The following is a 12,154-nucleotide window of genomic DNA, read 5'->3' on the forward strand; positions in this document are numbered from 1 at the left end:
AAGGTAGGAACAGCATGTCGGTGTCCCCTCGCCGGCTCCGCGTCGGAGCAATCGCTCTGGCGGCGCTGGTCACAGCCTCCAGCACCGCGTGCAGCGCGGGCGGCAGCGGAGGAAACGGTAACGGTGGTTCGGCCAAGACCCTCACCGTCAACACCTCGTTCGTCCTCAAGACGCTCGACCCCGGCCGGATCTACGAGGCGACCGGCCTCACCGCCGTGCACTCCCTCTACGACACCCTGCTGACCTTCAAGGGCTCGGACGTCAGCAAGCCCGTCCCGGCGCTGGCCGAGTCGTACGAGGCCTCCGCCGACGCGAAGACCTTCACCTTCAAGCTCCGCGAGGGGGTGAAGTTCTCCGACGGCAGCCCGCTGACCGCCGACGACGTGGTCTTCTCCCTCAACCGGCTGAAGAACGTCAAGGCCAGCCCAGCGGTCATGGTCAGCGGCCTCACGGTCGCCAAGACCGACGAGCGGACCGTGGTGGTCACCTCGGCGACCGCCGACCCGAACATCCCCGTGGTCCTCGCGATGCCCTCGACCGGCGTGGTCAACTCCAAGGTCGCCAAGGAGAACGGCGCGACGGACGCCGCGGACGCCGCGAAGACCGACACCGCCCAGCAGTACCTGGACAAGAACTCCATCGGCAGCGGCCCGTACGTGCTGAAGTCGTACGACCCGTCGGCGCAGGTGGTGCTGGAGGCCAACCCCAACTACTGGGGCACCAAGCCAGAGTTCGGCCGGGTCGTGCTGCGCAACATGGACGTGCAGACCCAGAAGCTGACCATGCAGCGGGCCGGCGGCTCCGAGATCGCGCTGGACATCTCCGGCAAGCTGCTGGAGGGGCTGCCGGACACGCTGAAGACCTCCGCCATGCAGGACACCGTCTACTTCCTCTTCCTCAACGCCGACCCGGCCGTCTCCGGGGTCACCTCGAACGCGAAGTTCAACCAGGCGCTGCGGGCCTCCATCGACTACCAGGGCATCGCCGGGCTGTACGGCAAGGGCGCCGCCCCCGGCGCCGGGCTGGTGGCCCCGGCCTACCCGGGCGCGCTGCCCGCCGGCGAGGAGTCGAAGCGTGACGTGGCGAAGGCCAAGGCGTTGCTCGCCGAGGCGGGGCTGACCAACCCCACCGTCAAGTTCAACTACCCGGCCATCACGTACAAGGGCGTCGACCTGGGCACGGTGGCGACCAAGGTGCAGGGCGACGCCGCCGAGGCCGGCATCAAGCTGGAGCTGACCCCGCAGCCGCTGACCACGTTCCTCGACGAGATGCGTACGGGCAAGATGGCGCTCGGGTTCACCCCGCAGAGCCTCAACTACCCGGTCGCCGACTCGCTGATCAACAACATGTCCCCCGGCCAGGCCACCGCGCTGCGCTCGGGCTGGACGGTGGAGCGGGCCGACCCGGCCGTCGTGGCCGCCGGCAAGAAGGTCACCGAGACCCTCGACCTGGCCGCCCGGGCCACCGCCATGCAGGAGTGGCAGCGGGCGATGAACGCCGCCTCGCCGTACGTCGTCCTGGCCAACAACTCCTCCACCGTCGTGGCGAGCAGCGACCTGACCGGCACCGACTACACCGCCGCGGGCTGGCAGGTCGACCTGGCCGCCGTCGGCCGGGAGTAACCATCTCATGACGACGACAGTCGACGACGCCGAGCCGGGCGCGGTCACCACGACCGCGTCCCGGCCTCGGCCGCACCGGTCGCTGCTGGTGTTCCTGGCCAAGCGGGTGGCGATCACGGCAGGCCTGCTGCTGGGCGTCACGATCGTGACGTTCGGCCTGGTCACCGTGGTGCCCGGCGACCCGGTCACGGCCAACCTCTCCGACCAGGCGCTCAACGACCCCGCGACGGTGGCCGCGTTCCGCGAGAAGTGGGGCCTGGACCAGCCGCTGTACGTGCAGTACCTCCAGTACCTGGGCAACCTGCTGACGGGCGACCTCGGCATCTCCCAGCAGACCGGCCGCACCGTGACCGACGACCTGTTGCAGTACGTGCCGGCGACCATGGAACTGGCCATCCCCACCATGGTGCTGGCGCTGCTGATCGGCACCGGGATCGGCATGCTCGCCGCCGTCCGCAACGGCCGGATCACCGACCAGCTGATCCGCGTCGGCGCGCTGCTCGGCCTGTCCACCCCGCCGTTCTGGCTGTCGCTCGTCGTGCTCTACGTGTTCTTCTACCAGCTCGGCCTGGCGCCCAGCGGCGGCCGGCTCTCCACCGACTTCAGCCCGCCGCCGACGGTGACCGGGATGTACACCGTCGACGCCGCCCTCGCCGGTCAGTGGGACGTCGCCTGGGACGCCGCCCAGCACCTGGTCCTGCCGGTGCTCGTGCTGACCAGCCTGACCGTGGCGATGCTGGTCCGGTTCGTCCGCTCGTCCATGCTGGAGGTGCTCCAGCAGGACTACATCCGGGCCGCGTACGCCAAGGGCCTGCCCGCCCGGGTGGTGTTCCGCCGGCACCTGTTGCGGGCCGGGCTGGTCCCGGTGATCACCGTCTCCGGTCTGGCCTTCGCCTCGCTGCTCTCCGGCACGGTGCTGGTGGAGAACATCTTCGGCTGGCCGGGCCTCGGCCAGTACGCGTACCGCAGCGCGACGGCGCTGGACCTGCCCGCGATCCTCGGCGTCAGCCTGTTCGTAGCGCTGGTCTACACGCTGGTCAACCTCGCCGTCGACCTGCTGTACGGGCTCATCGACCCGAGGATCCGGCTGTCATGACCACACTCGCGCCCGACCCCATAGCGCCCGACCCGAAGGCGACCGACGCGCTGGCTCGGCGCCGGTTCCTGGGCCGGCTACGCGGTCGCTCCACCGGGCGGCCTATCTGGCGGCAGCCGATCGCCGTGGCGGCCCTGGTCATCCTCGGCGGGTGGCTGCTGATGGCGCTGTTCGCCCCGGTCGTCGCGCCGTACGACCCGTTGGCACAGAGCCCGGACGCGTATGCCCCGCCGTCGGGAACGCACTGGTTCGGCACCGACGCCCTCGGCCGGGACGTGTTCAGCCGGGTGATCCACGGCTCCCGCCTGTCGATCCCGCTCGCGCTCGCCATCGTCTCGCTCGCCCTGCTGATCGGCGGTCTGCTCGGCCTGGTCGCCGGCTACGTGGGACGGTTCGTCGACGAGGCGCTGATGCGCCTGACGGACCTGGTCTTCGCGTTCCCGCAGATCATCCTGGCGATGGCGGTGACCGCCGCGTTCGGGCCCAGCACCCGCAACGCCGTCCTCGCGCTGGTCATCGTCTCCTGGCCGGTCTACGCCCGGGTCATCCGCAGCGCCGTGCTGACCATGCGCGGCGAGGACTACCTCAGCGCCGCCCGGCTGCTCGGCGTCGGACCGCTGCGCGCGCTGCGCCGCGACGTCCTGCCCAACAGCGTGGGTCCGGCGATCGTGCTGGCCACCCTGGAGCTCGGCAACGCCGTGCTGCTGCTGTCCGCGCTGTCCTTCCTCGGCCTCGGCCCCCGCCCGCCGGCCGCCGAGTGGGGCTCGATGGTGGCGCTCGGCTCGCAGGACCTCTCCATGTGGTGGGTCAGCGTCTTCCCCGGCCTGGCCATCCTCACCGTGGTGATGGCCTTCAACGTGCTCGGCGACGCGCTGCGCGACCGGATCGACCCCCGCTACGCGAAGGGACGTTGAGAATGCGACCGCTGCTCGAAGTCGACTCCCTGGCCGTCACCCTGCCCGGCCCCACGGGGCCGCTGCCGATCCTGCACGACGTGTCGTTCACCGTCGGTGAGGGCGAGATGGTCGGTATCGCGGGGGAGAGCGGGTGCGGCAAGAGCCTCACCGCGCAGACCCTGCTCGGGCTGCTGCCCGCCGGCGCCAAGGTCACCGGGTCGGCCCGGTTCGCCGGGACCGAACTGCTCAGCCTGGACACCAGGCGCTGGCAGAAGGTGCGTGGCGCCGGCATCGCGATGGTCTTCCAGGACCCCACCGCGGCGCTGCACCCGATGCTCACGGTGGGCCGGCAACTGACCGAACACATGCAGGTCCACCTGGGCCTGGACCGGCGGGCGGCGGACCGGCGGGCGGTGGAACTGCTCGACCAGGTCCGCATCCCCGACCCGCAGCGGGCGGTGCGGGCGTACCCGCACCAGTTCTCCGGCGGCATGCGGCAGCGGGCAGCCATCGCGATCGCCCTCGCCGCCCGCCCCCGGCTGCTGATCGCCGACGAGCCGACCACCGCGCTCGACGTGACGGTGCAGGCCGGCATCCTCGCGCTGCTGGACCAGTTGCGCGCCGAGACCGGGCTGGCCGTCGCCTTCATCACCCACGACCTCGGGGTGCTCAGCGCGCTCACCACCCGCGGGTACGTCTTCTACGCCGGGCGCGTGGTGGAGACCGGCCCCACCGGAGCGCTGCTCACCGCGCCGCGCCACCCGTACACGGCCGCGCTGCTCGGCGCCCGCCCGCACGGCACCCAGGCCGTCGGCACGCTGCGTCCCATCCCGGGCGGGCCGCCGACGCCGGGGCAGGCGCCGCCCGGATGTCCGTTCCAACCCCGGTGCGGGTACGCCGAGCCGTCCTGCGGCACCGCGCCTCCCCCGCTGTCCCCCGCCGGCACCGACCGGTCGGTGGCCTGCGTGGTCCGTCCGCACCTGGAGGTGGCGGCATGAACGAGCCGGTCGGGTCGGGCAACCTGCTCGAGATCAGCGACGTCGAGGTGGAGTACAAGCCGCGCGGCCGGGGGCCAGTCCGGGCCGTGGCCGGGGTGAGCCTGGAGGTGGCGCCCGGCCAGATCGTCGGCCTGGTCGGCGAGTCCGGCTGCGGCAAGTCGTCGCTGGCCCGGGTGGCGGTCGGGCTGGCCGCGCCGAGCGCCGGGACGATCCGGTTCGCCGGCCGCCCGATCACCCCGCTCGGCTGGCGGCGCCGGCCGGTGCCGGAGGTCGGGCTCCAGATGGTCTTCCAGAATCCGTACGCGTCGCTGAACCCCCGGCGCACCATCGGCGCCCAGCTCCTCGACGGGATGCCGGACACAGTGACCGGCGCCGCCCGCCGGGCGAGGGTCGCCGACCTGCTGGACCGGGTCGGCATGCCGGCCGGGGCCGCAGAGCGGTACCCGCACCAGTTCTCCGGCGGCCAGCGGCAGCGGCTCGCCATCGCCCGGGCGCTGGCGCCGGAACCCCGGATGATCATCGCGGACGAGCCGGTCACCGCGCTGGACGCGTCGTCACAGGCGCAGGTGGTCAACCTCCTCGTCGGGCTGGTCCGGGACCTGGACATGGGCATGCTGTTCATCTCGCACGACCTCTCCCTGGTGCACGAGATCGCCGACGTCACGGCGGTGATGTACCTGGGCCGGATCGTCGAGACCGCGCCCACCCGTCAGTTGTGGTCCTCGCCCCGGCACCCGTACAGCCGGGCGTTGATCGACGCGGTGCCGCAGATCGCACCCTCCCCGCAGCTGCCCAGGACGCTCGCCGGAGAGGTGCCCGACCCGGCACACGCGCCGGTCGGGTGCCGCTTCCGGCCGCGTTGCCCGCACGCCTTCCGGCCGTGCGGCGAGCAGCCGCCCACGCTCGACCTCGGCGGCCGCACCGCCGCCTGCTGGCTCAACGACCCCACGGTGGCGCAGACCACCGTGCCCGCCGCGTAGAGGACACCGCATGCACATCCCCACCGAACAGGTCCTGGTCAACCTCGCGCTCTACGACGGCGTCCGGGACGACGTCCAGCGCGACAGCGGCATCTGGATCGGCGCCGACGGCACGATCCGCGCGGTCGGGCCGGTCGACGACGTCCTCACCGAGGCGGGCGGCGCCCGGGTGGTCGACCTGCACGGCGACCACGTCATGCCGGGCCTGACCAACATGCACGTGCACCTCTCGCTCGGCCTGCCCGGCCACTTCGGCGACGAGGTGCACCGGTCGAACCTCGCCGAGCTGGTGCTGCTGATGGCCGACTCGGCGCGCCGGACCCTGCACTCCGGCGTCACCACCGCCCGGCTCGTCGGCGAGAGCCGGTACGCCGACTTCGCCCTGCGCAAGGGGATCGAACGCGGCGCGGTGGACGGCCCGCGGATCTTCACCGCCGGGCACGCCCTCTGCTGCACCGGGGGGCACGGCTGGGAGGCCGACGCGCTGGAGGCCGACGGGGCGGACGGGTTCCGCCGGCTCACCCGGCAGCAGATCCGGGCCGGCGCCGACCTGATCAAGGTGTGCATCTCCGGTGGGATCGCCGGCGAGTTCGAGTCGATCGACACCCCCCAACTGCTCGACGACGAGCTGGCGGCGGTGATCCGGGTGGCGCACGACTGGGGGCGCAAGGTCACCGCGCACGCCGGCCCGGCCGAGTCGGTGCGCCGCGCCGTGGAACTCGGGCTGGACTGCGTCGAGCACGGCTACGAGCTGACCGACGAGGTGACCCGGCTGATGGCCGAACGGGACGTCTGGTACGTCCCGACCATCGTGGTCAGCCGCTGCGAGCAGTTCTTCCGCGACTCCGGCGTGCCGGGCTGGCTGATGGACCGCGCCCTGGCCGCCGGGCCCCGGCACTGGGAGAGCCTCCAGCACGCCATCCGCAACGGGGTGCCGATCGCGCTGGGCAGCGACATGCCGCCGCACGCCGGCTACGACGAGACGACCGCGACCGTGCGTGAGCTGGAGTTCATGGTGGACGCCGGGATGCCCGTCGCCGACGCCCTGAAGTCCGCCACCATCCGCCCCGCGCAGTGGCTGGGCCAGGCCGACACGCTCGGCAGCGTCGAGGTGGGCAAGCACGCCGACCTGCTGGTCCTGCGCGACGATCCCACCCGCTCGGTGTCCGCGCTGCGCACCCTGCACACGGTGCTCAAGGGTGGCGTCTCCTACCGCGATGACCACGGCCGACTCGGCGTCGCCCGATGACGACGATCACCGAGGTCGCCGACCGGTACCTCGACGCGCTCGCCGGGCTGGACCCGGAGGCCGCCGAGGCGGCGGGTCGTACCCCCGACTCGCACTTCGCGGACCTCTCCCCCGACGGCTTCGCCGCCCGCGCGGAGCTGGCCCGCGGCACCGCCACGGCGGCGGGCGGCGCCGGTGTCGACGGCACGGCCCAGCGGGCCCTCGCCGGCGCGCTGATAGACCGGCTGGCCAGCGAGGTCGACCTCTACGACGCGGGCTTCACCACCCGGCTGCTCGCCCCGCTGGCGACGCCGGTGCACCTGGTCCGGCAGGTCTTCGACAACCTGCCCCGCAACATCGCGCAGGACTGGGCGGTCGTCGCCGCGCACCTGCGCCGGGTGCCCACGGCCCTCGGCCAGTACGCCGAGACGCTGCGCTGGTCGGCCCGGCGGGGGCACCTGGTCGCCCGCCGGCAGGTGCTGGCGGTCGCCGACCAGTGCACCGCCTGGGTCACCTCCGACGACTTCTACGGCCGGCTGGTGGCCGGGTGTCCGGACGGGCCACTGGCCGGGGAACTGGCCGCCGGGGCCCGCTCGGCCGCCGCCGCGACGGCGGACTTCGCCGCGTTCCTGCGTACCGAGCTGGCGCCCCGGGCCACCGACGTCGACGGCGTCGGCCGCGACCTGTACGCCGTCACCGCGCGCAGCTTCCTCGGCGCGACCGTCGACCTCGACGAGCTGTACGCGTACGGCTGGGAGGAGCTAGCCCGCACCGCCGCCGAGCAGCGCGCGGTCGCCGCCGAGCTCGGGTACCCGGACGTGGCGGGCGCACGGGCCGGGCTGGACGCCGACCCCGCCGGCCGGGTGCCGGTCGGGCCCGACCTGGAGGAGTGGCTGCGGGAGCGCACCGAGCGGCTCACCGACGCCCTGGACGGCCCGCACTTCGACATCCCGGCCGCCACCCGCCGGGTGGTGTGCCGGATCAGCCCCGCCGCCTCCGGGGTCATGTACTACACCCCGCCCGACGCCGGGTTGACCCGCCCGGGCGGGATCTGGTGGTCGACGCCCCCCGGCGAGTCGACGGTGCCGGTGTGGCGGCACGTCGGGACGCTCTGCCACGAGGGGCTGCCCGGGCACCACCTCCAGCACGCGATCACCCTCACCACCGTCGACCTGCACCCGTGGCAGCGGTCGCTGTGCCAGGTGCACGGGTACGCCGAGGGCTGGGCGCACTACGCCGAACGCCTCGCCGACGAGCTCGGCCTCTACGCCGGTCCCGCCGAGCGGCTCGGGATGCTCGACGGGCAGATGTGGCGCGCCGCCCGGGTGGTCATCGACCTCGGCCTGCACCTGGACGTGCCGATCCCGGCCGGGACCGGCTTCACCGACACGCGCCGGTGGACCCCCGAGCTGGCCGTGGACTTCCTGGTCCGCGTCGCCGGGCTGGACCCGGCGACCGCGCGGTTCGAGGTCGACCGGTACCTCGGCTGGCCGGCGCAGGCGTTGGCCTTCAAGGCCGGGGCGCGGCTCTGGCAGCAGGCCCGCCGGGAGGTCGAACGGCGCGAGGGCGCCGGGTTCGACCGCAAGCGGTTCCACCAGCGGGCCCTGCGGCTCGGGCCGATGGGGCTCGATCCGCTGCGCGCCCGCCTCGCCGAGCTCTCCTGATCCACCCCCGACACCCCCGTCCGCCCCGACCGGAAGCGAGCCCCGATGACCGTTGACGATCTCACCGCCGCCATCACCGACATGTACCGGTCGTTGGGCGACCGGGCGGCGTTCGACGCCCGGCTGCACCCCGAACTGACGATCTGGGAGTCCGACGCACCCGACCTGCTGGACGGTCTGGCCGCCCTGGACGACCTGCGGGACCGCCGGGCGGCGGCCCGGGGACCGGCCGCGCCCCCGACCTCGGTCGCCCCCGAGCAGTTCCGGGCCGAGGCGTGGGAGGACACGGGCCTGGTCCGCTACATCCTGCGGGCCCGGTACGCGACCGGGCAGCCGGACGACTGTTTCCGGGTGACGGACGTGCTGCGCCGCGACGAGCGGGGCTGGCGGATCGTGCACCACCACGCTGAGGCCCTCCGATGAGCGCCGAGGAACCGGTCACCGACCTGTACGACCTGCGGGTCGTGGTGGAACGGATCGAGGGCCGCTCCGTCTGCGGCCTCCAGCCGGGCGACCACATCGACCTGACCGAGTCGAGCCGGCTCACCATCCCCACCGGCCGGCACTTCTGCCTCTACGCCCTCGCGGCGTGCCTGCCGCTGCTGCCGGCCAAGCAACGTCCGTTGCCGCCGGAAGACTGGCTGGCCCGGGACTGCCACGTGGCCTGCCCGGATCCGGACGAGCGGGTCATCCTGCGGATCGAGCGGACCGCCCGGCGACAGATCCCGACTGGAGAACTCACGTGAGCACCGACGAAGGACACCGGCTGGTCGGCATCGGACTCCAGTCCGACAAGAGCGCCGACGAGTACGCCGCGCTGGCCGAGCTCGCCGAAGGGCACGGCTTCGACGTGCTGTCGGTCTTCGGTGACCTGATGTACCAGCCGCCGTTCTTCCCGCTGCTGGTGGCCGCGCGGCACACCCGACGGATCCGGCTCGGGTCGGCCTGCCTCAACCCGTTCACCATGCACCCGGTGGAGATCGCCGGGCAGGTCGCGGCGCTGGACCTGGCGTCGAACGGGCGGGCCTACCTCGGGCTGGCCCGGGGCACCTGGCTGGATCAGATCGCGGTGCCGCAGGCCCGGCCGCTGCGGCGGATCACCGAAACCGTCGACGTGGTCCGGCTGCTGTTGTCCCGCAACGACGGGGGCTTCCAGGGCCGGGAGTTCACCGTGGCGCCCGGTACCGCCCTGCGCTACGCCCCGGTCCGCGCCGACGTGCCCGTCCTGGTGGGGACGTGGGGCCAGCAGACCGCCCGGACGGCCGCCGCGTTCGCCTCGGAGATCAAGGTTGGCGGTTCGGCCAACCCGGCGATGGCCAAGACGATGCGGGCCTGGCTGGACGACGCCGCGCCCGCCGGTCGGGCCGGTGACCAGGTCGGCGTGGTGCTCGGCGCCGTGACCGTGGTGGACGAGGACGGCGCGCTGGCCCGTCGGGTGGCCCGTACGGAGGTAGCCATGTACCTCGCCGTGGTCGCCGCCCTCGACCCGAACGTCGACATCGATCCGGAGCTGCTGTCGCGGATCCAGCAGCACGTCGCCCGCCAGGAACACGACCTCGCCGGCGCGCTGATCAGCGGGGACCTGCTCGACCTGTTCGCCTTCTCCGGCACCCCGGAACACGTCGCGGCGCAGGCCACGGCGGTGTTCGATGCCGGGGCCACCCGGGTGGAGTTCGGCACCCCGCACGGTCTGACCCCGGCGGGCGGTGTCGACCTGCTCGGCCGCCGGGTGCTGCCGCTGCTGCGGGGGTGACGCCGTGGCGGGGGTGGGCATCCACCGGCCCGCCCCGCCACGAGCTTCTCCGTTCCCCCGCAAGCGCGATGGGACGGGACCACGGTCTGCCGCCGTCGACTGTGTGACGTGTCAGCCATTCACCGCTGTTGACAAAATGTTGCGTAATGGCCGCCGCACGCGCTGTCGCACCGCCGGTTTCCGATGCAGCGACGCCGACCGAAGGGGACAATTCCGTGAAGCGGGACCTGTGGGGCTCGAACATCCGGTTCGGCTGTCTGAAGTGCGTTCTGTGTGAGCTCGAGCCCTGCGCGGCCGTCATGCTCGTGGCCATGAGCACGTCGTTGCTGTACGTGCTGCTTCGCCAGGTCCTGCAGATGCTGACCCAGATCGCCTGCGACGGTGGGGTAGGCGGTAGTCGCACGAGCGGCGCGGCCTTAATACTCCAACGTCACTTGGCTTCGGCGTTGGGCGTAGCGCGGGTATGAGGACGGCCACCGCGTTGATCATCGATGGTTTGTGAGGACAACCGAAGATCGCGTGATGGCCGTGGGCCACAGCCTAGACCTTGACCGCTGGCGGTCGTCCTGGACGAGGCGGTGACGCGCGTCGCTGGCCGGTTCGTGCGGGCAGAGCCACGGCGGACTGCCGGGCAGTTCGTGGAAGGCCTGCTGTCGGGCGTGGAACGTAAGACCTGCTGGTCCCTGGCGGAGCGGGCTGGCCACTGTGATCCGCAGGCGATGCAGCGACTGCTGCGTACGGCGGTGTGGGACGCCGACGCCGTCCGCGACGACGTGCGGGACTGGCTGATCGAACAACTCGGCCACCCCGAGGCCGTCCTGGTCACCGACGAGACCGGCTTTCTCAAGAAAGGGGTGTGTGCTCGGTCGGGTGCAGCGGCAGTACACCGGCACCGCCGGACGGGTCGAGAACAGCCAGGTCGGGGTGTTCCTGGCCTACGTGACACCCGCGGGCCGGGCGCTGATCGACCGGCGGCTCTACCTGCCAGAGACGACCTGGTGCGATCGTCCCGACCGCCTCACCGCCGCCGGCGTCCCCGACCAGATCGGGTTCGCCACGAAACCGACCCTGGCCCGACAGATGATCGCCGCCGCATTGGACGCTGGCGTCCCGGCAGGGTGGGTGACCGGCGACGAGGTCTACGGCGCCGACCCCGGCCTACGCGCTTACCTGGAACACCGTGGGATCGGCTACGTCCTCGCGGTCGGCTGTGACCGACGCGTGCACGTCAACGACGGCCGCACCCTCATCCGCGTCGACGACCTCGCCGAGCGGATCCCCACCCGAGAATGGCAGCTGCACAGCTGCGGGCCGGGCGCGAAAGGCCACCGCGACTACCTGCGGGCCTGGATCACCACCGCCACCAGCCCTGGTGAGCATCGGTGGCTGCTCATCCGCCGCAACCGCACCACCGGCGAGCTGGCCTTCTACCTGTGCTGGTCACCCCGCCCAGTGCCACTACACACCCTCGTGCGAGTGGCCGGCTCCCGCTGGAGCATCGAGGAGTTGTTCCAAACCGGCAAGGGCCAGATCGGCCTGGACCACTACCAGGTCCGCAGCTGGACCGGCTGGCACCGGTTCATCACCCTGGCCATGCTCGCCCTGGCCGTCCTGACCATCCTCGCCGCCACCGCCCAGCAGTCCGGCCGACCCGAAGATCATTGCGTTGACCGTCGCCGAGATCCGCCGACTTCTCAACGCCTTCGTCCTCGCCGCATCGCTACCGCCAGCGCACACCCTGCACTGGTCAACCTGGCGCCGAACATCCCAAGCCCGAGCCCGCCGATCCCACTACCAGCGCAGATAGGCGAAGTGACGTTGGAGTACTAGTGTTCTGAGTCGTTAATTCGCCGGCAGTATGTGGCGAGGCTGTTGAGGATGTCGTCGGCGGTCCTGGTCCAGACAAACGGCTTGGGG

Annotated in this window: 11 protein-coding genes and 1 pseudogene; all 12 read left to right on the top strand. The window is 72.4% G+C overall.

Features of this window, described 5'->3' with window-relative positions; genetic code table 11:
* Window positions 1–14: 14 nt before the first annotated feature.
* A complete protein-coding gene (locus ACGFZ2_RS20070) occupies window positions 15–1,622 on the top strand; it encodes an ABC transporter substrate-binding protein (RefSeq protein ID WP_357462290.1) in 1,608 nt (535 codons plus the stop codon).
* A 7-nt stretch (window positions 1,623–1,629) separates the two neighbouring features.
* The gene (locus ACGFZ2_RS20075) at window positions 1,630–2,718 is read left to right on the top strand and encodes an ABC transporter permease (RefSeq protein ID WP_357462287.1); all 1,089 of its coding nucleotides are present in this window, start codon (window positions 1,630–1,632) and stop codon (window positions 2,716–2,718) included.
* On the top strand, window positions 2,715–3,632 hold the full coding sequence (locus ACGFZ2_RS20080; protein WP_393455588.1) for an ABC transporter permease: 918 nt from the start codon (window positions 2,715–2,717) through the stop codon (window positions 3,630–3,632). Before ACGFZ2_RS20075 ends, ACGFZ2_RS20080 begins: the two co-directional genes overlap by 4 nt.
* Window positions 3,633–3,634: 2 nt before the next feature.
* Window positions 3,635–4,612 (top strand): ABC transporter ATP-binding protein, encoded by a 978-nt coding sequence (locus tag ACGFZ2_RS20085; RefSeq protein ID WP_393455591.1) that lies wholly within the window; start codon window positions 3,635–3,637, stop codon window positions 4,610–4,612.
* Entirely contained in the window at window positions 4,609–5,592 is a 984-nt protein-coding gene (locus ACGFZ2_RS20090; protein ID WP_393455594.1) for an ABC transporter ATP-binding protein, read from the top strand. The genes ACGFZ2_RS20085 and ACGFZ2_RS20090 overlap by 4 nt, the downstream gene beginning before the upstream one ends.
* A 10-nt stretch (window positions 5,593–5,602) precedes the next feature.
* Entirely contained in the window at window positions 5,603–6,841 is a 1,239-nt protein-coding gene (locus ACGFZ2_RS20095) for an amidohydrolase family protein (protein WP_393269784.1), read from the top strand.
* Entirely contained in the window at window positions 6,838–8,484 is a 1,647-nt protein-coding gene (locus ACGFZ2_RS20100; RefSeq protein WP_393455597.1) for a DUF885 domain-containing protein, read from the top strand. The genes ACGFZ2_RS20095 and ACGFZ2_RS20100 overlap by 4 nt, the downstream gene beginning before the upstream one ends.
* A 45-nt stretch (window positions 8,485–8,529) precedes the next feature.
* Window positions 8,530–8,907, top strand: a complete 378-nt coding sequence (locus ACGFZ2_RS20105) for a nuclear transport factor 2 family protein (protein ID WP_393455599.1) — start codon at window positions 8,530–8,532, stop codon at window positions 8,905–8,907.
* Complete coding sequence (locus ACGFZ2_RS20110) at window positions 8,904–9,230, top strand: TIGR04076 family protein (RefSeq protein ID WP_091105867.1); 327 nt, start codon at window positions 8,904–8,906, stop codon at window positions 9,228–9,230. Before ACGFZ2_RS20105 ends, ACGFZ2_RS20110 begins: the two co-directional genes overlap by 4 nt.
* The gene (locus ACGFZ2_RS20115; RefSeq protein WP_393455602.1) at window positions 9,227–10,237 is read left to right on the top strand and encodes an LLM class flavin-dependent oxidoreductase; all 1,011 of its coding nucleotides are present in this window, start codon (window positions 9,227–9,229) and stop codon (window positions 10,235–10,237) included. The genes ACGFZ2_RS20110 and ACGFZ2_RS20115 overlap by 4 nt, the downstream gene beginning before the upstream one ends.
* 146 nt (window positions 10,238–10,383) lie before the next feature.
* On the top strand, window positions 10,384–10,704 hold the full coding sequence (locus tag ACGFZ2_RS20120) for a hypothetical protein (protein WP_393269797.1): 321 nt from the start codon (window positions 10,384–10,386) through the stop codon (window positions 10,702–10,704).
* Between the two features lie 111 nt (window positions 10,705–10,815).
* A pseudogene (locus tag ACGFZ2_RS20125) lies at window positions 10,816–12,044 on the top strand (IS701 family transposase).
* Window positions 12,045–12,154: the final 110 nt, after the last annotated feature.

It is taken from the genome of Micromonospora sp. NPDC048063 (genome assembly GCF_043202855.1).
GTDB lineage: Bacteria > Actinomycetota > Actinomycetes > Mycobacteriales > Micromonosporaceae > Micromonospora.

Coding starts and splice junctions, on each gene's coding strand:
- ACGFZ2_RS20070 (WP_357462290.1), top strand. CDS start 15: ATGTCGGTGTCCCCTCGCCGGCTCCGCGTCGGAGCAATCGCTCTGGCG.
- ACGFZ2_RS20075 (WP_357462287.1), top strand. CDS start 1,630: ATGACGACGACAGTCGACGACGCCGAGCCGGGCGCGGTCACCACGACC.
- ACGFZ2_RS20080 (WP_393455588.1), top strand. CDS start 2,715: ATGACCACACTCGCGCCCGACCCCATAGCGCCCGACCCGAAGGCGACC.
- ACGFZ2_RS20085 (WP_393455591.1), top strand. CDS start 3,635: ATGCGACCGCTGCTCGAAGTCGACTCCCTGGCCGTCACCCTGCCCGGC.
- ACGFZ2_RS20090 (WP_393455594.1), top strand. CDS start 4,609: ATGAACGAGCCGGTCGGGTCGGGCAACCTGCTCGAGATCAGCGACGTC.
- ACGFZ2_RS20095 (WP_393269784.1), top strand. CDS start 5,603: ATGCACATCCCCACCGAACAGGTCCTGGTCAACCTCGCGCTCTACGAC.
- ACGFZ2_RS20100 (WP_393455597.1), top strand. CDS start 6,838: ATGACGACGATCACCGAGGTCGCCGACCGGTACCTCGACGCGCTCGCC.
- ACGFZ2_RS20105 (WP_393455599.1), top strand. CDS start 8,530: ATGACCGTTGACGATCTCACCGCCGCCATCACCGACATGTACCGGTCG.
- ACGFZ2_RS20110 (WP_091105867.1), top strand. CDS start 8,904: ATGAGCGCCGAGGAACCGGTCACCGACCTGTACGACCTGCGGGTCGTG.
- ACGFZ2_RS20120 (WP_393269797.1), top strand. CDS start 10,384: ATGGCCGCCGCACGCGCTGTCGCACCGCCGGTTTCCGATGCAGCGACG.